A 19,931-nucleotide genomic window follows, 5' to 3' on the forward strand; every position below is an offset into this window, starting at 1 on the left:
AAATCGGGATGAAGGACAAACGCTGGAGCCGCATTTTAGAACTGTGTGAAAAACAGAACATTGTGACGGTAGAGGAATTGGTTCAGGCTCTTCATGTATCGGAAGCGACCATTCGCCGGGATCTTTGTTATATGGAGGATAATGGGCTGATCGCCCGATTTCACGGTGGGGCGCGGATGATCGATGCCCAGCGCACGGAGAAATCCATGAATATGAAATCCTTATTGAATGTCAAAGAGAAAGAGAAAATTTCACGCTATGGGGCTTCTTTGATTCAGGATGGACAGATTGTTTTTCTGGACGCCGGAACAACCACATACAATCTGATCGATTACATCAAAGCGAAGGAGATTACGGTCGTGACGACAGGAATTCCGCACTTGACGAAGCTGTCGCAGCGCAACATCAAGACATTCGTTTTAAGTGGCTTTATCAAGCCGAATACCGTTGCGGTTACAGGCAAGGAAACGGTGAGTCAGATCAGCAATATGAACTTTGATATCGCTTTACTGGGGACCAACGGTGTGCATCCGGCAGCAGGGTTTACAACTCCGGAAGAATATGAAGGGGAAGCCAAGTCAATGGTGATTCAGCGGGCAAAAAAGACATATATTCTTGCAGATAAAAGCAAATTCAATAAGCTGTGTTTTGTCCACTTTGCGGATTTGGATGAAGTTACGGTCATTGTGGATGAAAAAATTGAGGATTTTGATTATCGTCTTCTCGACTGCATTGTAGCGTCCTGATCTGAGCGGAATTCGTATAGAAAAGCTGTTTCTGCGGAAGAGACAGCTTTTTTGATATATTAGAGGATCGGTTCTGTAATCAGGCGGTACGAAATGCAGAGCTCTGAGTCCTCAGGCTGAAAAGGAATTGACTGTCAGATAGGCCGTCGTCAAAGTGCGGAAAGAAAATCATCATAGTATGGACTGAATGAAAATCTCATTCAGAAAGCAGGTGAAGATGATGAACGATGAAAGACGGCATGCCTGTCAGCCGATTGACTGGCAGGAGGAAGAAGATACTTGTTCTTGTTGTCCGCCGCGACCGAAACCTTGCTGTACCGGTGCCACCGGCCCAACGGGTCCTCAAGGCCCGCGGGGATGTCAGGGGGAACCAGGCCCGACTGGACCAAGAGGATGTCCAGGCATGCCTGGACCGCAGGGTCCGCGCGGCTGTCGAGGAGAACAAGGTCCAACCGGCCCTCGCGGCTGCCGTGGTTATGAGGGTCCTCAAGGCGAGATCGGTCCAACAGGACCACAAGGGGCAACCGGTGCGCGGGGTCCCATCGGTCCGCGCGGATATCCTGGACCGCAGGGAAGTTCAGGTCCGACGGGTTCACGTGGCCCAACCGGAGCTCAGGGGCCTATCGGTCCGCAGGGACCCCAGGGTATACCAGGTGATATTGGCTTAACGGGTCCGACCGGTCCGACTGGAGTTCAAGGTCTGCAGGGAAATACCGGAGCCACCGGCCCGCAGGGAATTCAAGGACCAACTGGAGCGACCGGCCCAACCGGTCCGACTGGCATTCAGGGAGTAACGGGTGCCACCGGTCCAACAGGTTCAACTGGAGCAACTGGAGCAACGGGCCCAACGGGAGCAATCGGTGCAACCGGTCCTGCCGGAGCTACAGGGGCTACCGGAGCAACAGGACCTACAGGTCCCACAGGTCCCACAGGTCCCACAGGTCCCACAGGTCCCACAGGTCCGACAGGTCCAATAGGTCCAACCGGATCAACCGGGGCCACCGGAGAAATCGGTCCGACTGGCATTCAGGGGTTGGAAGGCCCAACCGGTCCGACCGGAGCCACAGGTTTGGAAGGTCCAACCGGCCCGACAGGTCCGACCGGCGGTGCAGGGGGCGGATTGATAAGCTACGGCGGACGCTACAACACGGCAGCGCAAACACTGAATCTGGCTGCCAATGCACCACTTATGCTGCCGTTGCCGGATCTGATGCCGGCAGAAAATGTTACGTTCAACATGCCGGACAGTCTGACCATTGAAGAATCAGGGGTTTACGAAATTAACTATATGTTTAACGCTTCCTCCTCCTTGGGAGCGGCGGTTACCCTGTCGGTCAGAAATAACGGAGCGATAATCCCAAGTACTGAAGAAACGCATATTTTGGCAATTGGCGTTGAATCTATCTATTCAGGAAGCGTATTGGAAGCTTTGTCAGCAGGGGATATGTTAACGATTGAAGTCGAATCTACTCTGGAACTGACTTTGACGCTGAGCAGCGGAGTGACCGCAACGCTGAGTGTCAAAAAACTGGATACGCTACCAACCGCTTCATCCTGAAAAAGCAGGCTTTCTACTCTAAGCCGGCGGCCGAATGAAGCCCGGGACAAGGTAATCAATTTAATTTCAGGTGTTTTTTTAAACAGTCGGTTTGTTCAGTTTGAACATCTGACTGTTTTTGTAGGCGGAAGCGGTTTATGGATGTCTTCTGGGCCTGTATCTGGTAATGAAGGCTTATCGCGGCATAATCTGGGATGATCGAAAGCAGGTGACTCTATGAAGAATCAGGATTATGCTTTATCCTTGGATTGGTCTGAATCGGAAACCGAGGATGAAAAGGCTTGCTGCCGATGTCCAGGCCCTACAGGACCCCGCGGACCTCGAGGATGTCCCGGACCTGCCGGACCACGGGGACCACGCGGCTGTAAAGGCCCTCAGGGTATACCGGGACAAACTGGAGCCACGGGTCCAACTGGCCTAGCGGGCATTCCGGGTGCAATGGGTGTCACAGGACCTACGGGAGCAACCGGTCCCATCGGCCCAACCGGACAACAAGGTCCGACAGGACCCCAAGGACCTCAGGGTATTCCAGGCCCAACGGGATCTACTGGGCCAACGGGCGCAGCAGGAGAGCCAGGAGTCCAGGGGGCACAAGGACTGCAGGGGATTCCAGGTCCCACTGGCCCAACGGGTGCAACCGGAGAAATTGGTCCTCGCGGTATGCAGGGCTTAGAAGGCCCAACGGGGCCAACCGGACAACAAGGTCCGACAGGACCCCAAGGACCTCAAGGTATTCCAGGTCCAACGGGATCTACTGGGCCAACGGGTGCAGCAGGAGAGCCAGGACCTCAGGGACCCCAGGGACTGCAGGGAATTCCTGGTCCCACCGGTCCAACGGGTGCCCAAGGAATTGCCGGAGTGACTGGACCTACCGGCCCAAGCGGACCGGAAGGGATCGTACCTGAAGATATTTTTGCTTCTTTTATTAACTTTGCGGCAGTATTTCAAGAAGCGCAATTAATTCCAATGGGAATTCAGACAGCGGATTCTACTGGAAATATCGTATTGAATAATTCGACAAGGATTGCATTAAAGCCGGGCTTTTACTGGATTGCCTATGAGGTATCCTGTTTAGTCAAAGGCGCCAATTTTATTCAGGTTACACCCTTTTACAATGGGGCAGCCCATATAGAATATGGAATTTATTATATGACGTCTTCTGAATCCCGATCCAGTGCTTTTGGTGCCGTATCGATGATTCTTGAAGTTCCTTCCGAAACGATGTTTTCTCTTACGTTCAATTCCAGCGGTGAAGTCACCGAATGTACGCTGACGTTGGCGATCCTGAAACTGCGCAGGACTTTAACCGGAGAGCAGCGATGATCACGATCAGTTTGTGTATGATTGTTAAAAATGAAGAGGATGTTTTAGATCGTTGCTTGAGCAGTGTTGAAAAAGCCGTTGAGGAAATCATCATTGTGGATACAGGATCGGTGGACAGTACTCGGTCAATTGCCGCTCAGCATCATGCCAAGCTTGTTGATTTTCCATGGACAAATGATTTTGCCGCAGCTCGGAATTTCTCATTTGATCAAGCAACTCAGGATTTTATTCTCTGGTTAGATGCTGATGATGTTGTGCCGCCGGATCAGTTGGAGAAATTGCTGGCTCTAAAGCAAACCTTGGATGACCACTGTGATATGGTGATTATGCAGTATCGCACGGGCTTTGACAGCGAGGGGCGTCCGACGTTCTGCTTTCCGCGGGAACGTCTAATTCGCCGGGCGGCGCATCTGCGTTGGCAGGGAGCGGTGCATGAAACAATTCCGTTCTCCTCACGACGGAGAATCAGCGACATCGCGATAGAACACCATAAGCTGCACTGCGCAGATCCACAGCGAAATCTGCGGATTTTGGAGAAATTGAAAAGCAAGGGTTCCCTGGATTGTCGGCAACGGTATTATTACGCTCGGGAATTGACCGATCATCAATCCTATGAAGCTGCATTGAAGGAATATGAAATCTTTCTGAATGATCCGGCAGGCTGGAAAGAAAACAAAATTGATGCCTGTCTGGGGATGGCGCGATGCTGGCAGGCGCTGAAGGAAAGGGAAAAAGTATTTTCCAGTTTAATTCAGGCGTTTCGTTATGCTCCTGCACGGGGAGAAATCTGCTGCGAACTGGGGCATTATTTCTATCTCGAAAAGAATTGGGAGTGCGCAGTTTTTTGGTATCGTCTGGCTACAACAATACCGGTTCCACTAAACCAGGGAGGATTTGTCAACCTGGATTGTTATGGATATATCCCTTGGATTGGGCTGTGCTGCTGCTATGATCAGATGCGGCAGTGGGATCAAGCCTGGCAGGCCAACGAGAAGGCTGGAAATTTAAAGCCGCAGGATCCTTCTTATCTGCATAATCGCGCTTATCTGAAAAGTAAACTGGATCTGAAAAACTGAATGCGGCATGTTTAAAATGAATGGGAGCTGACTAGGAATACAGAATATCATTAAAAAAACAGAATCGATGAATTGCGGAAATACTCAATTTCTTCAAGCATTTCAGGTCTTAACTTGAACAATGTCCCAGCGGCATTGTTTTCTTTGCTCGGCCAGGAAGTTCTGGTATAATCAGAAAGAAGAAAGAGCTTAGAAAAGCGAGGATTGCACGATGCAGATGAATCGATGCTTTGAAATTGTCTATTTGCTTTTGGAACGTAAGAAACTGACAGCTCAGGAGCTGGCAGACCGCTTTGAAGTCTCAGTGCGGACAATTTATCGCGATATTGATTTTCTGTCGCAGGCCGGCATTCCCATTTATGCCCGGCGAGGAAAAGATGGGGGAATCGAACTTTGGGATACCTTCGTCTTGAATAAGACTGTTTTTTCAAAAGCGGAGAAGCAGGAACTGACAGCCTTATTGGAAGGCATGCGGTCCACCGGTATACCGGAAGAAACCCAAGTCCTGCAGAAAGTATCAGCTTTGTTGGGTGAATCGCAGCAGTCTTGGATAGAAGCGGATTTTTCGCTGTGGTCCAAGACAGCGGATCAGCCGGATTTGTTCAGTCTTCTCCGTCATGCCATCTTAAACCATAAGAAAATTCAGTTTCATTATCATGGACTCAATCGGGAGGCGACTCACCGTATTGTAGAGCCGCTGCGCTTGGTGTTTAAAGCTCAGGCCTGGTATGTCTACGGCTGGTGCACATGGCGGAAGGAAGAACGGTTTTTTAAGATTGTGCGCATGCGTGAGGTCGAAGAGCTGGATGAGAGCTTTGAGCCGCGAAGTCTGCCGGAAACGATTATCACGCCGCTGGCGGAAAGGGATGAGCGCGTAACCATTACTTTGAAAGTTCAGCCTCAGGGAATAGCTCGGCTCATGGACGATTTCCAGCAAATTGAACTGAAATCCGGACCAACGATGACAACCGTGCAGTTTACCTGTCCTGCGGGTGACTGGCTGTTAAGCTATTTGTTGTCTATGGCAGATTGTACGGAGGTTCTGGCGCCGGAAAGCCTGCGGGAAGAAATGCGCAGCTACATCAATGCGCTGGCCCGGCAGTACAATGAGGAAGTCTCTGATCCGAAAAAGGCTTAAACCTGACATCCTGTTGTCAGGTAAGAAATGATATAGTTTACTCGGATTCTAAAAATGGATCGCTGAGGATTTTATCTAGGCTCGTGGGTGCCCAGGTTTGGGATTCCTCTGAAAATACAAGTGAGAGAGCAGGGATGGAGTGTATGAAGAGTGTGCCTGAGATCAGCGCAAAGACGTTGTTAGCCCCGATGAAAAACGGCCAGTGGTGGTTCGGCGGCGATTACAACATGAATTTATACCGTGGCTGCTGCCACGGCTGTATTTACTGTGATTCCCGCAGCGAATGTTACGGCAATGACCAATTTGATACGGTCATGGTAAAAAAAGACGCGCTGATCCTGCTGGAAAAAGAACTGAAAAGCAAACGCCGCACGGGTGTTGTGATGAATGGGGCGATGACCGATCCCTATAATCCTTTTGAGAAACAACTGGAGGTGACGCGCGGAGCTTTGGCTTTATTCGATCGCTATGGTTTCGGTGTGGGGTTTGCGACCAAAGGCGTATTGGCCGTTCGGGATCTTGATCTGTTAACGCAAATTCATCAGCATTCACCGGTGCTGTGCAAGTTTACGATCACTGCTGCCGAGGATGAATTGGCAAAGCAAATTGAACCCCACGCCCCATCTAGTTCACAGCGCTTTGAAGCGATGGCCAAACTGTCCCAGGCCGGTTTGTTTACCGGGGTTCTGCTGATGCCGGTGCTGCCGTTCATCACGGATAATCGAAAAAATATTCATCAGATTTTGCTTCAGGCCAAGGCGGCCGGCGCGCAGTTTGTTTACTGCAGCTATGGAATGACGCTGCGTGATCGCCAGCGGGATTATTATTACCAATGCTTAGACGTGCAGTATCCGGGGCTCAAAGAAAAGTATATGCGCCGTTATGGCAGCCGTTACAGCTGCGCCTGCCGCAATCCATATGAGCTGAAAGCCATGATTGAAACCGAATGCCGTCAGTTGGGGATGCTGACCCAGATGAAAGCAATTATCGAAGCCTATCGTTTCAGCCGGGCTCCGCAGCAGATTTCCCTTTTTTAAAACAGGATACTTCAAGCATCATTCTTACAAAAAGAAAACATCGACGAAGCAGGATTAGTATTTTTGCTTCGTTTCTTTTATAATAGAATTAGAAGATCAACAAAGGAGGGGAGGAAGATGAAACGCAGCGCTGTTCTGCTAGCCGGATTGGGAATGATCCTGACCTTCAGTCTGCTTCATCCGCAGCCATTGACGACTGAGAATCCGATCAACCTGACGCCGCAGCAGAAGCAGTATATTGAAGATCATCAGCTTGTTTATTTAACCAGTGATTCAAATCGCACAGCGGATCATTTTGTGCTGGCCCGGCTGTATAAGGATGCGGAGAATCAATATGTGATCTTTCTGAATTATGTTCAGAATGATGCTGAGTCTGCAGTCAGCCGGCGCCTGTATCTTGCGGAAGGCCGCACAACCAAGGATCTGGACTATCCGCTTTCAATGATAAACGCTGAGCTGGTTGCGCAGCATCATTATTATCAAAGCGGAAATGGTGTTGGGGAATATCCTTTGACAGAAACTTCACAAGCTTATAGGAATAACAGTCTTGTGGATGAAACCAGTCTTTGGCGAGATTGTCAGTGGGTGAGAATTCCGTTAAGCCAAAGGTTAGGCAAAACGACGGTATTTGGCAGCTATATTCTCAAAACCAATTATCCGCTCAGCGAGGCTTTCCATCTTAATTTATCCTTCATTATGGAAAAACCGCAGACGAAGCTGAAATTGGGAATTGTGACGCTGATGCCGCGAAATTGGGAAAATTATAACTATCAGCTTTGGCTGGATATTTGGAAGGAAAGGGAGTGATGCAAGGATGCAGACAGCCATTCAACTGTTTCAGAGTGCCTGGGGAATACAGCTGATCTTGCTGATCGTATGGATTGGCGTGATCGCAGTCTATCGGCAAAAGACTTTGCCGCAGAGGTTTAAAATGTTGTCTCAGCTGTTAGTCGCAGTCACCGTTGCGATGATTCTCATTCAGCTCATCGCGATTTGCGGCATTGGATGGACCATGGTTCAGTATGATTTGAGCCAATCCAATTTGTTTGTCGTGAATGTGGCGGCAGTCTTGATCTGGGGTTTAACGGAGCTGGCTTTTGTCATCGGATTTGTGCTCTGTTACCGCAAAGTTATAAAGCGTTTGATGGAGTCGCAATCCAATGTTCAGGTTGTTCGTGACTGCCATCGGGGAAATTGTTTTCTCATCGGCTGTTCTCTGCTGGAAATCAGCATGCCGCTGATCCTGACGGTGATTCAAAACTGGATTCCAAGAAAGGAATATGAAACGCTGATGTACGCTTCAATCAATTTCAGTTTCGAATTCCCGTCGCTGACGCTGCTGGGGTGGGGATTTTTACTGATCGCAGGCCTGGTGCTGGAAAACTATCTTGAACTTCAGTTAAAAAAGGAAACCCAGAAGGAAGCGGAAATGTCAAAGCATCAAAGTAAGGAACGGACTATATAAAAAAGCGCAAGAATGGTGCCGTAAATGACAGCGGGATTAGATAAAATGATGTCAGGAGGGATTAAGAAAATGAATAAAAACCTGACACAAATCCGCTTAGCTGTAGATAAAATTGAAGCTCATCTGTTTGATGAGAATTTAGATTTGGATGCGATCACGGCCGCTCTTGGCTATTCAAAATATCATTGGCATCGGATGTTTACAGCGATGACCGGAATTTCAGTTCATCGTTATATTCAGCGTAGGCGAATCAGCGAAGCGGCGCGGCGGTTGATTGGAACGACGGATCCAATCCTGACGATTGCCTTAGACTGTGGCTATCAGACACAACGATCGTTTGCCCGGCAGTTTAAAGCTTTTTATCATTGCAGTCCACGGACTTATCGGCAGCGAAAAGTGTATTTGCCATTGCAGGAAATCGTGGAACTCAACGAGCAACAGCCGGAAGCGCTGCGGAATTTTGAAATCAATCTTATAGAGCGGCCGACGCTGCAGCTGATCGGATATCGGATTCAGATTCGCCGCGATTTCAGCAAGATCGGCCAATGCTGGCAGTGGCTGCACCGTAACAAGCTGCGGATTGCAAATCGTAAGGATCCCGACTTTCTCGTCGGTGTCAACGATTATTCAGATTTTCAGCTTTGCTCTCATCGGCCTTCCTTCACGTATTGGGCTGCCGCGGAAGTAAGCGCTGAAGCCGCCATCGTGAAGGGCATGGAAAAGTTAGTGCTGCCGGCCAGCCGTTATGTTGTCTTTGAATACCGCGGACGATGTGAAGCGAGCATGCAACCGGTCATGGAATTAATTTATGGAAGCTGGCTTGCTTCGTCTGATTGTCAGCTGAATGATCAGGCTCGATATGACTTTGTTCAATATGGGGAGCAGGTCGATAGCCAGGGGCTGAGTACAATTCGGGTGTGGGTGCCAATACTTTAAGAAAATGAAAAAATGGAAAAACAAAAAAAGCTCGATTTTTGACAATCGAGCTTTTTGCTTGCTTATTTTGTTAAATCATGAAGGATGATGTTGTTCTCACGATCAGGTCCTACCGAAACCAGGGAGATCCGGGTGCCGGTGATTTCTTCGATCAGTGCGAGGTATTTCCGGCAGTTTTCCGGCAGTTCTTCAAACTTGCGGATGCCGGTGATATCTTCCTCCCAGCCTTCCATCATGCGGTAGACCGGTTTGGCTTTCGCATACTCTTCTAAGGAAGCTGGAATCGAAGTGGTTACCTTGTCGTTGAGCTCATAGCCAATGCAGACCGGCAGCGTTTTGAATTGCGAGAGGACATCAATCTTGGTGACGACCAAATCAGTCAGACCGTTGATTCGGGCAGCCTGTTTAACAACGCAGAGATCAAGCCAGCCACAGCGGCGCGGACGGCCGGTTGTTGCACCGTACTCATTACCGGCTTTGCGCAGCTCTTCGCCTGTTTCATCCAGCAACTCTGTGATAAACGGACCTTCGCCGACACGGGTAGAGTAGGCTTTAACCACGCCGATGACATGATCGAGTTTAAACGGACTGACACCTGCACCTTCGCAGACACCCGCCGCAGTCGGACTGGACGAAGTGACATACGGATAGGTTCCGTAGTTGATATCCAGCATGTTAGCCTGAGCGCCTTCAAACAGAACATTCTGATTCTGATCCAGAGCGTCATTGACCGTCGTTACAGCATCGATAATGCGCGGAAGCAGACGTTCGCGGATTTCCTTGAATTGTTCAGCAAGGGCTTCATAATCAAACGGCTGTTCACCATATAACTTGACAATCTGTTCGTTTTTGATCGAAAGGGTCGTTGCCAGCTTGGATTTGAAGTTATCGAAATCAACAAGATCGCAGGCACGCAGGCCGATACGAGTGTATTTGTCGGCGTAGCAAGGACCGATTCCGCGTTTGGTTGTACCGATTTTGTTGCCGGCCAGCCGCGTTTCCTGCAGTTCATCCAGCTTAACGTGATACGGCATGATCAGATGCGCACGGCCGCTGATTTTAACATGTTCGGTATTTACGCCGCGGGACTCCAGTTCGTCAATTTCTTTCAGCAGTACAAACGGATCAACGACGACTCCCGGGCCGATGATGCACAGTGCATCCTGATGCAGAACGCCCGAGGGCAGTAAATGCAGAACCGTTTTTTCGCCTTCGACGACAACGGTGTGTCCGGCATTGTTGCCGCCCTGGAAGCGGACGACCATGTCCATTTGTTCTCCCAAAACGTCAACGATTTTTCCTTTTCCTTCATCACCCCATTGGGATCCGACGACGACATATCCAGCCATAATTGTATTCCAACCTTTCTTTAATATGGATTTGGTTTTGAAGCGGCAGGGGGAACAGGACGAATTACGCCTGTTCGCTTAATTTGGCGATGCCGATATCCATTCGGCGCAGGGCTTCAGCCTGTCCCAGAATATGAGCGATTTCAATCGCGCCGCCCGGGGTAAACTGCTTGCCGCTGAGAGCTGTACGGACCGGCCACAGCATCTGACCATTCTTGATGCCCAATTCCTGAATCAGATTCATCAGTGAATCATGAATGGCTTCCTCGCTCCACTGCGGAAGATTCTGCAGCAGTGTGCGGGCCTGCTTTAAGGAAGACAGGGCAATTTCTGAATTGGTTTTCATCTTCTTGTGCGTATACATGGCGATGTCATATTCCGGCAGAACATCAAAGAAATCCACCATTTCATCAATTTCATTGAGCGTTGACACGCGCGGCTGCAGGATCTTGCTGATCTCAAGCAGATCGAAATCGCCTTTGACCGCATTATGCAGATGCGGCAATGCCAGCTGATGGAACTGTTCCAATGACATACTGCGGATATACATGCCGTTCATCCATGTCAGTTTTTCGATATCGAAGATCGCCGGCGACTTGCTGATGCGCTCCACAGAGAAGGCTTTTTTCAATTCGTCCAGCGAGTAGATTTCCTGCTCGGTTTCCGGTGACCAGCCTAACAAGGCAATGTAGTTGAGAATTGCCGCTGGAAGATAACCCTTAGCGACCAGATCCTGGAATGAAGCATCACCGTTGCGCTTGCTTAACTTATGATGCTCATCTTTCATGACCGGCGGCAGATGGATGTACTTTGGAATGTTCCAGCCAAACGCCTGATATACAAGATTGTATTTCGGCGTTGAGGAAAGATATTCGTTGCCGCGGACAACATGGGTGATGTTCATCATATGATCATCGATAATGTTGGCAAAATTGTAGGTCGGGAATCCATCCGATTTCAGCAGAATGCTTTCATCCAGGATGCTGTTTTCAACTTCAATATGGCCGTAAACTTCATCCTCAAACGATGTGGTTCCGGTCAGTGGGATGTTCTGCCGCACGACGTACTTCTCACCGTTGGCAATCCGCTGCCGGGCTTCTTCCAGCGTCATGTTGTGGCAGGGATCGTTGTACTTGAAGGATACGCCTTTCGCTTCTGCTTCTTCCTTCTGATGGTGGATGTCATCTTCACTGCAGAAGCAGTAATGCGCACCGCCCAGTTCGATCAGCTTTTCCGCATATTCTTTATAAATGCCGGAAGCCATGCGTTCCGACTGAACATAGGAGCCATAATCACCGCCGATGTCCGGTCCTTCATCATGCTCCAGGCCACATTCCTTTAATGTGGAGTAGATCAGATCTACAGCGCCTTCAACCAAACGTTCCTGGTCCGTATCTTCAATCCGCAGGATAAAGGTTCCGTCATCCTTTTTTGCGACCAGGTATTCGTAAAGGGCTGTGCGAAGATTTCCGATGTGCATGTAGCCTGTAGGGCTGGGTGCAAATCTAGTTCTAACTTTTTCCATTTTCACGCTTCCTTTTCTAAAACCTTTCTTATTGTACCTTAACTTAACCTTAAGTGCAATTTGATCTTTCCAGAAAACGGCGCTTTTTCACCTGGTTTTTCAGAGAAAGTCCAGCGTCTGGAAAAAGCAGCCGGAAATCTGCTTAATCTGAGCTGTATTCAGATTAAGCAAAGGCAAATTAACATCCTTTTTAATGATCCCTAATGAAGAAGAAGGGAAGCTTCAAAGAGCCTTTATCTGTTTCTGGCGCGCAGTTTGTTTCATTCATGACGGCAGACAAAACTCTGAACCAGGAAGTTCGGTTTTTACAGCCCGGCGCAGCAGAATTTTTAAAATTTCTGATTGACATTTTAATAAAAAAGCGTAAAATATAGGAGCAAGCCAAATTGGGATGTAGCCAAGCGGTAAGGCTGTGGACTCTGAATCCACCATGCAAAGGTTCGAATCCTTTCATCCCAGCCATAAAATAAAACCCTCATCTGCGGATGAGTTTTTTTATGCTTTTATAATCAATATTGGCAGCTGGGATGAAAGCCATCCGGATTTAAGCGGGGATAAAATCAAGCAAATACACGACATCGCTTGGCGTAAAAGAACATAGTGAAATAATCAAGCTGTTTTTAACATACTTCGCATTTTGAACAGCTGCGTGCAGTCATTCAAAGGAAATACTGATGAATCAGGAAGTGTTCTATATCAAACCTTTTCCGGAAGTGATTCAACGCTCGACAGTGAGAATTGTGCCGGTTGGAGTCGTTAATGGAAAAATACTTTCAAAAGCAAAAGCAGAACGATCAGCCAAAACAGAGCGATTGGAACTGCATAACGCCGCTGCTTCGGCGGCAGTGCCTGCGCTTGTGCCTGACATTCCTGCCAAACTTCTGCGGGAATTAATTTGATCGCGGCTGTGATCATCAGCGGAAGCAGAAGCAGATCATCCAAAGCACCCAGAATCGGGATGAAATCAGGAATCAGATCAATCGGGGACAGGGCGTAGCCGACTGTCAGGAAGCATAAAAAACGGGCCAGATTCGGCGTCCGCGGATCTTTGAAAGCGCTGTATAATGCGGGCAGGGCTGCCTTGCAGGCTTTGATTTTTGCCCTGAATTGGTTTTTGATATCATTTTTTGGCATCGGGAAGTCCTTATTTGCTTTCTGCATACGAATATGGGTCATCAAGCATTCCTTTGTTTTTTCATTATAAGGAAAAGCGGGGCTGTGGGTCAATCCTTTCATCCGCAAAGACAAAAAAACCATCCGGCTGGATGGTTTCACTTTTCTATGGCTGGGATGAAAGGATTCGAACCTTTGCATGGTGGATTCAGAGTCCACAGCCTTACCGCTTGGCTACATCCCAATGACTTGGTGCTTTTATATTCTACCCTTTTTTCATAGAATGTCAACCCTGTAATTTTTTCTTTTGTCGGTAAAAGTTGGAATTGACGTTGACAAAAAATTCGCTTCCTGATTACAATGAAAGATGAAGTGAGGGGATTTTATGAATTCAGAACAACGGCTGACGATGATTCAAAGGCTCAGTGATGCCTATGGTGTATCTGGTTTTGAGGATCAGGCCATTGCAGAAGCCCGGCGATGGATTGACTCAGAGCGCTATGTTATCGCTGAGGATCACATGCGAAATTTAATCATCAAGCCGAAAGCTTTCGGCGGGGAAGTGAAAGTATTGCTGGACGCTCACAGCGATGAGCTGGGATTTATGGTTCAGGCGATTAAACCGAACGGTACGCTGACATTTCTGCCGTTAGGCGGGTGGGCTGCGAACAATGTTTCAGCGCATAAAGTAAAAGTCAGAAACCGTCAGGGTGAGTATATCAGCGGCATTGTCGCCGCCAAACCTGTGCATTTCATGACGGAAAGGGAACGTCATGCCGCTTCGGATATCAGCACGATGGTGATCGATGTCGGCTCGCGTTCCTTCGAAGAAACCCGCGATATTTTTCAAATTGATATCGGCGCTCCGGTGGTGCCGGATGTGGCCTGCGAAATTCAGCATGAGCGGGGACTTGTGATCGGCAAAGCGCTGGATTGTCGGATCGGCGTTGCGGCGATGTTGGAAACGCTGGACCAGATTGATCCGGCCGGACACCGCAACGCGGTCTGCGCCTGTCTGTCCAGTCAGGAGGAAGTCGGCGACCGCGGAATACAAACGGCACTCCATCAGCTGGAAGCTGATGTTGCGATTGTTTTTGAGGGTTGTCCGGCTGACGATACCTTTACCGAGGATTGGCTGTGTCAGACTGCGATGGGAAAAGGACCGATGCTGCGGCATATGGATCGGTCGATCATTGCCAATCCGCGCTGGATGCGGCAGGTGCTGGACCTGGCACATCAACGTCAGATTCCAGTTCAGGAATCGGTGCGCAGCGGCGGCGGAAATAACGGGGCAATGATTCAGCTGAGCCAGCGTGGAATTCCAACGGTTGTCCTGGGCATTCCAGTTCGTTATATTCATTCCCATCACGGCATCGCTTCGCTGGCGGATGTGGAAGCGGCAGTGGCATTGGCCAAAGCGGTGATCGATACCGTTACGGCCGCCGATGTGGCTGGGCTTTAATGGAATCCCCATGGAGAACGCTGGGACCGATTGACGCGGTCTTTAAGCGAAACCGCTGGCGGATGATCTTGGGCATTATCCTATTGGCAGGGTCGTTGTCCTCGCCATGGTTGCTTAACCGCATGTTCAAGCCGGCAGCGCCGATGCCTTTAACTGAGGTAAGGCTGCTCAACGAACGGGCAAAATATGAAATTCAGCTGTGCACTGAAGAATTTGCCAGCGGCAGCGACGGCTACAAAACCAATCATTATTATTTAGCTTCCGACGGACTGTCATGGCGAATTGTCATGCTGAGTGAGGAAACAGCGAAGCGTTGTCAGCCGATCATTGATTACAGCTATGGCGAAACACAGATCGCACCGCTGCCGGTTGTGGTTGAAGGTCTGAGCGCGGCCATTCCCGAACAGCTGCAGGAATATGCGCTGGAAGTCGTGCAGCTGCTGATCGATGAAAATGTTGACATGACCTCGCTGCCGCAGGAAATCGGCGCGATGATGCTGGTGGAAGGGGCACGGCATGCCTTTCCGCTGGCCAATGTCATGGTTTTGGTCGGGATTGGCATTGCCGGTCTGATTTTGATCCTCAGTGCCCGCGCAAACATAAAAAACGCCCGCATGCAGTTAATCGACGCCGAGGAAGGCGGGCTGTACGGACAGCTGGCCGAGGATTTTACGCAGGCGGCTTACTATCCTTCTTTTAAGCTGATTGTTCATCACGGTATCCTGCTGGAAACGGGAAAAACGCTGCGGATCGTGCCGTTGTCGTCGATTCTGCGGCTGCGCTGCCGCCGACGCTTTGAGAGCTTCCAGATGCCGATGATGCTGCTGCAGGTTCAGCGAACGGAGGAACCCCAGACCTGGACGACGCTGCTCTCCGCCAGAAACAACAGCCGCAGCGTGGATGAAATGAACCGTCTGATCGATCAGCTTCTCAACGAAGTGCCTACAGCCGTGTGGATTGACGAAGAAACTGACGCTTAAATCCGATCTTTTCCCTTCAGTTCTGCAACGAACAGGGAGAAGATCTTTTATTATGCCTAAGGGAAGCCTTGTCCCTGAGCCGGCGGGATGGTCAAGCTGAAAGATTTCTGCTAGAATAGCAAAGGTGATAAAATATGAAAGTTGTGCTTACCACGCTCAACGCCAAATATATTCATAAAAATCTGGCGCTGCGCTGGCTGTATGTCAGCCGAATTCCCGAAGCGGACGTCGAACTGATGGAATTTGTGATTAAAGATGATCTGGAACAGATCAGTGATCAAATTGCGCTGCGGAAGCCGGAGGTGATCGGGATATCGGTGTATATTTGGAATGCCCGTCAGACCCGCGCGTGGATCGCCATCCTGAAGCGTAAGCTGCCGCAGGTTCGGATTTTGATCGGCGGGCCGGAAGTTTCTTATGAGTGCGCCGCCTGGCTGGATACGGGAATTGAGGCCGTGCTGCGGGGAGAAGGGGAAAAGACATTCTGGCAGGCTGTACGTGGGGATCGGGATATCGACGGCTATGTCAGCCGTGACTACATCAGTCCGGTGGCGTATGCCCGGGTTGACCTGAACTGGCTGGAAACGCTGGAGAGTCCGTATTGGCTGGCAATGGACGCCGATTCCATGGCGCATCGCTATCTGTATCTGGAAACATCCCGCGGCTGTCCGTATCATTGTGCTTATTGTCTGTCCTCAGCTGACAATCAAGTGCGGATGTTTTCCGAAGATTACGTATTGCGGCAGTTGGCGCCGTTAGCCAAGCATACCGTCAAACAGGTCAAATTTCTCGATCGAACCTACAACGTCATGCCCCAGCGGGCACTGCGGATTGCGCGCTTTATCGAAACCTTGCCGCCGCCAATTAATTTTCAGTTTGAAGTCGTCGCCGATACGATCAGTGAAGCGATGCTGGATTTCTTTGAAAAGGAAGCTCTGCCGTCCCGATATCGCTTTGAAATCGGCGTTCAGTCACTGAATGTCAAAACCCTGGAAGCCGTTTGTCGCAGACAGAATAACCCGCGGCTGATCGAAGTCACCCGCCGATTATTGAACCGTGGCTACCTCTGTCATCTGGATCTGATCGCCGGGCTGCCCTATGAAGATTTGGCCAGCTTTGAGCGTTCTTACAACGGATTGTTTGCGATTGCCCCCAGTGAACTGCAGGTGGGCATTCTGAAACTGCTGAAAGGGACGTCGATGATGAATCTTGCGGAAGGATGGCAGATGAAATTTGAATCCCAGCCGCCTTATTCGGTGTGTGAAACCGCCTGGCTGAGTCCCGCCGATCTTGAGGTTGTAAAATGCGTGGATCTGGCAACCGAAAAGCTGCTCAACAGCAGACGCTGCCGAAAGTGTTTGCAGGAGGTGTTTCAAGATCATCCGGATTTAAGTCCTTTTGCGTTGATGGCGCGCGCGGGTGCTTTATTGCGCCAACTCCCACATCCGTACCAGCTGAAAGATCTGTATGAACAGCTGATTGCGGCCTTGCTTGAGGATTTAGAGGCGCAGGAAGCCCAGGCTCGGGTGAATACCGATTATCTGATGCAGTCCGCGCAGCGTCAAAAACCGCTGGCGATCACGCATGTGAATGCTCAGCAGCGGAAAGAAATCCGCAGAATTTTAGTTCAGCAGATGGATTTTGATGAACAGCAGGTTTATAATTATACCCAAATTGACTTTGGCTGGCATGCCGGTCAAAGACAGATCCAGATTGTTCTGGCCGACGGAGAGCTGCGGCGGATCTGGATGAATGAGGAGGTTTTAGAGAAATGAACAGAATTATTATCGCGTCGGGGAATCAGCATAAAATCGAGGAATTCCGGACTTTGTTTGCCCCGCTGGGGATTCAGGTGATCTCCATGCAGGAATGCGGCCAGTTTGAGGAGCCGCAGGAAACGGGGACGACCTTTGCGGCGAATGCCGTGATCAAGGCAGAAGCGTTATGCGCTCAGTTGGGCTGTGCGGTCATTTCCGATGATTCGGGATTGGAAATCGATGCGCTGAACAAAGAACCGGGTGTGTATTCCGCTCGGTATTTAGGCCATGATACTAGCTATGAGATCAAAAATCAAAATCTCATTGAACGCGTTGCCGACCAGGCCGATCGGACCTGCCGCTTTGTCTGCGCGATTGCCTTAGCCCGTCCAGACAAGCCGACAGAGGTGTTTGAAGGGACCGTTGAGGGCACTGTTGCGTTTGCGCCGAGTGGGGATAAGGGGTTTGGCTACGATCCGATCTTCTTCTATCCGCCGCTGGGCAAAACGTTGGCTGAGGTCAGTGAAGAGGAAAAAAACGAAGTCAGCCACCGCGGCAAGGCAATGCGGCTGTTAATGGAGTATTTACATCATGAAGAAAACTAATTCCAGGCTGATCCAGATCGGGCAGGTTGTCTGGTCGGTTGCCCTGATCGCGTTGCTGATTCTGACTTCTGTTGATCTCAACTGTTTCAGCCGGCCGTTTTATGCGCAGCAGTACCGTGAGCTGAATACCGCCGAAACGATCGGCATGAGCCAGGAAGATCTGGATCTGACAACCAATGTGCTGCTGGATTATATCCAGGGCAAGCGTGATCATCTCGAAGTGCAGGCCGTGGTTGGCGGCGAAGTGCAGGAAGTCTTCAATCAGCGGGAAAAGGATCACATGGTCGATGTCCAGGCGCTGTATCTCAATGCGATGACGGTGCGCAATCTGGCCTTGGTTATCGTCATTGCGGGCGTGGTTGTGCTGGCGGTCAAAAAAAATAAAGCGCTGCGCAAGCCGACTGCGAAGATGTTTTTGAAAACTTCCGCGGTGCTGATGGGGCTGGCCGGCGCGCTGGCGTTCTATGCCTTTTTGGATTTTAACGAATTTTGGACGATGTTCCATCATATTTTTTTCCGCAATGATTTATGGCTGCTGGATCCCAATACGGATATTTTAATTATGATGGTTCCGGAAACCTTCTTCTTTCATCTGGTATTTCGGATTCTGGGCGGTTTTGCCTTAGGTTATCTGCTTTGTTTGGGATTAGCTTGGTATCAAAGCAAAGGAGGGGTTAAAGCATGATTCACGTTGTTTTATACGAACCGGAAATTCCGCAGAATACCGGCAATATCATGCGGACCTGCGTTGCAGCGGGCTGTCGGCTGCATTTGATTGAACCGCTGGGATTTTCACTGGACGAACAGAAAATCCGCCGGTCCGGCATGGATTATCGGGATAAGCTACAGATGAGCGTATATCCAAACTGGGATGCTTTCTGCGAAGCGAATCCGCAAGGGGAGTTTTACTTTTTAACCCGGTATGGAAAACAGCCGCCAGCCAATTTTGACTATACTCAGGCGCAGACAGATATTTATCTGGTGTTTGGCAGGGAGAGCACGGGAATTCCCAAAGCGATTCTGCGTCCTCATCTCGACCGCTGTGCCCGGCTGCCGATGGTTGCCGATGCGCGCAGTCTGAACTTAAGCAACTGCGTCGCGATCTGCGTTTATGAGGTGCTGCGGCAGCTGGATTATCCCGGCTTAAGCAAGACTGAACAAATTAAGGGAGAGGATTGGCTGTTGGTATGATCACGCTGTTCAACCGTCTGCTGCAAACCGAAAAACGGCGGATCTGTGTCCTGTTCTGTATCGGCTGCGGGTGTGCCGCGGTGTTCAGCTTTGCCAATGCGCGCTTGGGATATTTGTTAGTGCAGCTGCGCAGCGTTGAAGACATCATAGCGCTGACCACGCACGTCTGGGTCGAGCAGACCTGGCTGGGACGGATGATCTTAAATCTTTTGGCAACGCCGCTGAACGCTGCCGACTGGCTGAGCAGCGCCTTGCGGGCGCTGGCGGGACCGCAGATTGGCTTTCTTATCGTGACGCTGATGTTTTCAGCGCAGCGCGGCAAGGATAAAAATATCCGGCGCAAACGCCGGGGCCTGCTGCTGCTGGTTTTCTGCGAGCTATTGACGCTGGTCTTAGGCGGAATCTTTGTGGCGCAGAGCTATGTGTCGCTGACAACGCTGAAAGCGATTCAAAAATTTGCGTATGCCGGAATTGCGGTCGGCACACTGTCGACGCTGCAGCTGATGCTGGCGCTGATTCAGATCCCGCTGGCTTTGTACCATGATTTTTTAGCGCCGGAAAACAAGAAGCAGCAGGTGGACTGAAAAGGTAAAAAATGGATGAAAGAAAACCGGTGCTCTTTGGCCGCAGAAAGGGGTACCGGTTTTTTGATTTGTCAGAAAAACGAAAA

Annotated in this window: 19 protein-coding genes and 2 tRNA genes; 17 read left to right on the forward strand and 4 right to left on the reverse strand. The window is 49.9% G+C overall.

Features of this window, described 5'->3' with window-relative positions; all coding sequences use genetic code 11:
• The first annotated feature begins 8 nt into the window (after positions 1-8).
• The 9 genes from MCG46_RS09145 (at position 9) to MCG46_RS09190 (ending at position 9,279) form a co-directional block, all read left to right on the forward strand.
• On the forward strand, positions 9-746 hold the full coding sequence (locus MCG46_RS09145) for a DeoR/GlpR family DNA-binding transcription regulator (RefSeq protein WP_240279556.1): 738 nt from the start codon (positions 9-11) through the stop codon (positions 744-746).
• 220 nt (positions 747-966) lie between these two features.
• The gene (locus tag MCG46_RS19485) at positions 967-2,304 is read left to right on the forward strand and encodes a BclA C-terminal domain-containing protein (protein WP_275890963.1); all 1,338 of its coding nucleotides are present in this window, start codon (positions 967-969) and stop codon (positions 2,302-2,304) included.
• Between the two features lie 216 nt (positions 2,305-2,520).
• The gene (locus MCG46_RS19490; protein ID WP_275890964.1) at positions 2,521-3,627 is read left to right on the forward strand and encodes a collagen-like protein; all 1,107 of its coding nucleotides are present in this window, start codon (positions 2,521-2,523) and stop codon (positions 3,625-3,627) included.
• The gene (locus tag MCG46_RS09165) at positions 3,567-4,703 is read left to right on the forward strand and encodes a glycosyltransferase family 2 protein (protein ID WP_240279558.1); all 1,137 of its coding nucleotides are present in this window, start codon (positions 3,567-3,569) and stop codon (positions 4,701-4,703) included. The genes MCG46_RS19490 and MCG46_RS09165 overlap by 61 nt, the downstream gene beginning before the upstream one ends.
• Before the next feature lie 211 nt (positions 4,704-4,914).
• Positions 4,915-5,841 carry a helix-turn-helix transcriptional regulator gene (locus MCG46_RS09170; RefSeq protein WP_240279560.1) on the forward strand — a complete coding sequence of 309 codons (927 nt, stop codon included), beginning with the start codon at positions 4,915-4,917 and terminating at the stop codon, positions 5,839-5,841.
• 143 nt (positions 5,842-5,984) lie between these two features.
• On the forward strand, positions 5,985-6,878 hold the full coding sequence (locus MCG46_RS09175; protein ID WP_240279562.1) for an SPL family radical SAM protein: 894 nt from the start codon (positions 5,985-5,987) through the stop codon (positions 6,876-6,878).
• A 117-nt stretch (positions 6,879-6,995) separates the two neighbouring features.
• Positions 6,996-7,685, forward strand: a complete 690-nt coding sequence (locus MCG46_RS09180; protein WP_240279564.1) for a hypothetical protein — start codon at positions 6,996-6,998, stop codon at positions 7,683-7,685.
• Between the two features lie 7 nt (positions 7,686-7,692).
• Positions 7,693-8,343: a hypothetical protein gene (locus tag MCG46_RS09185; RefSeq protein ID WP_240279566.1), complete on the forward strand. Its 651-nt coding sequence runs from the start codon at positions 7,693-7,695 to the stop codon at positions 8,341-8,343.
• Positions 8,344-8,412: 69 nt separating this feature from the next.
• Positions 8,413-9,279, forward strand: coding sequence for an AraC family transcriptional regulator (locus tag MCG46_RS09190; RefSeq protein WP_240279568.1), 867 nt, complete (start codon positions 8,413-8,415; stop codon positions 9,277-9,279).
• Between the two features lie 62 nt (positions 9,280-9,341).
• Here MCG46_RS09190 and MCG46_RS09195 read toward each other — a convergent pair whose 3' ends face one another.
• Complete coding sequence (locus tag MCG46_RS09195) at positions 9,342-10,628, reverse strand: adenylosuccinate synthase (protein ID WP_240279570.1); 1,287 nt, start codon at positions 10,626-10,628, stop codon at positions 9,342-9,344.
• A gap of 64 nt (positions 10,629-10,692) precedes the next feature.
• Positions 10,693-12,153: a glutamate--tRNA ligase gene (gltX, locus tag MCG46_RS09200; RefSeq protein ID WP_240279577.1), complete on the reverse strand. Its 1,461-nt coding sequence runs from the start codon at positions 12,151-12,153 to the stop codon at positions 10,693-10,695.
• A gap of 387 nt (positions 12,154-12,540) precedes the next feature.
• On the opposite strand from gltX, the gene MCG46_RS09205 reads away from it, so the two are divergent.
• Positions 12,541-12,615 (forward strand) — tRNA-Gln (locus tag MCG46_RS09205).
• A gap of 294 nt (positions 12,616-12,909) precedes the next feature.
• Here MCG46_RS09205 and MCG46_RS09210 read toward each other — a convergent pair.
• Together MCG46_RS09210 and MCG46_RS09215 are read right to left on the reverse strand one after the other, a co-directional pair.
• Positions 12,910-13,287 carry a YkvA family protein gene (locus tag MCG46_RS09210; protein WP_240279582.1) on the reverse strand — a complete coding sequence of 126 codons (378 nt, stop codon included), beginning with the start codon at positions 13,285-13,287 and terminating at the stop codon, positions 12,910-12,912.
• 148 nt (positions 13,288-13,435) lie between these two features.
• Positions 13,436-13,510, reverse strand: a tRNA-Gln gene (locus MCG46_RS09215).
• A 141-nt stretch (positions 13,511-13,651) separates the two neighbouring features.
• Here MCG46_RS09215 and MCG46_RS09220 point away from each other — a divergent pair.
• The 7 genes from MCG46_RS09220 to MCG46_RS09250 all read left to right on the forward strand — a co-directional run bounded on the left by MCG46_RS09220 (position 13,652) and on the right by MCG46_RS09250 (position 19,845).
• Positions 13,652-14,728, forward strand: coding sequence for a M42 family metallopeptidase (locus MCG46_RS09220; protein WP_240279583.1), 1,077 nt, complete (start codon positions 13,652-13,654; stop codon positions 14,726-14,728).
• The gene (locus tag MCG46_RS09225; protein ID WP_240279584.1) at positions 14,728-15,708 is read left to right on the forward strand and encodes a hypothetical protein; all 981 of its coding nucleotides are present in this window, start codon (positions 14,728-14,730) and stop codon (positions 15,706-15,708) included. Before MCG46_RS09220 ends, MCG46_RS09225 begins: the two co-directional genes overlap by 1 nt.
• 134 nt (positions 15,709-15,842) lie before the next feature.
• Positions 15,843-17,483: a B12-binding domain-containing radical SAM protein gene (locus tag MCG46_RS09230; protein ID WP_240279585.1), complete on the forward strand. Its 1,641-nt coding sequence runs from the start codon at positions 15,843-15,845 to the stop codon at positions 17,481-17,483.
• On the forward strand, positions 17,480-18,070 hold the full coding sequence (locus MCG46_RS09235; RefSeq protein WP_240279587.1) for an XTP/dITP diphosphatase: 591 nt from the start codon (positions 17,480-17,482) through the stop codon (positions 18,068-18,070). The genes MCG46_RS09230 and MCG46_RS09235 overlap by 4 nt, the downstream gene beginning before the upstream one ends.
• Positions 18,057-18,755 carry a TIGR01906 family membrane protein gene (locus tag MCG46_RS09240; RefSeq protein WP_154239944.1) on the forward strand — a complete coding sequence of 233 codons (699 nt, stop codon included), beginning with the start codon at positions 18,057-18,059 and terminating at the stop codon, positions 18,753-18,755. The genes MCG46_RS09235 and MCG46_RS09240 overlap by 14 nt, the downstream gene beginning before the upstream one ends.
• Positions 18,752-19,261, forward strand: coding sequence for a tRNA (cytidine(34)-2'-O)-methyltransferase (locus MCG46_RS09245; protein WP_240279589.1), 510 nt, complete (start codon positions 18,752-18,754; stop codon positions 19,259-19,261). The genes MCG46_RS09240 and MCG46_RS09245 overlap by 4 nt, the downstream gene beginning before the upstream one ends.
• A complete protein-coding gene (locus tag MCG46_RS09250) occupies positions 19,258-19,845 on the forward strand; it encodes a hypothetical protein (protein WP_240279590.1) in 588 nt (195 codons plus the stop codon). The genes MCG46_RS09245 and MCG46_RS09250 overlap by 4 nt, the downstream gene beginning before the upstream one ends.
• Positions 19,846-19,931: the final 86 nt, after the last annotated feature.

The sequence above is a fragment of the Holdemania massiliensis genome (assembly GCF_022440805.1).
Lineage (GTDB): Bacteria > Bacillota_I > Bacilli_A > Erysipelotrichales > Erysipelotrichaceae > Holdemania > Holdemania massiliensis_A.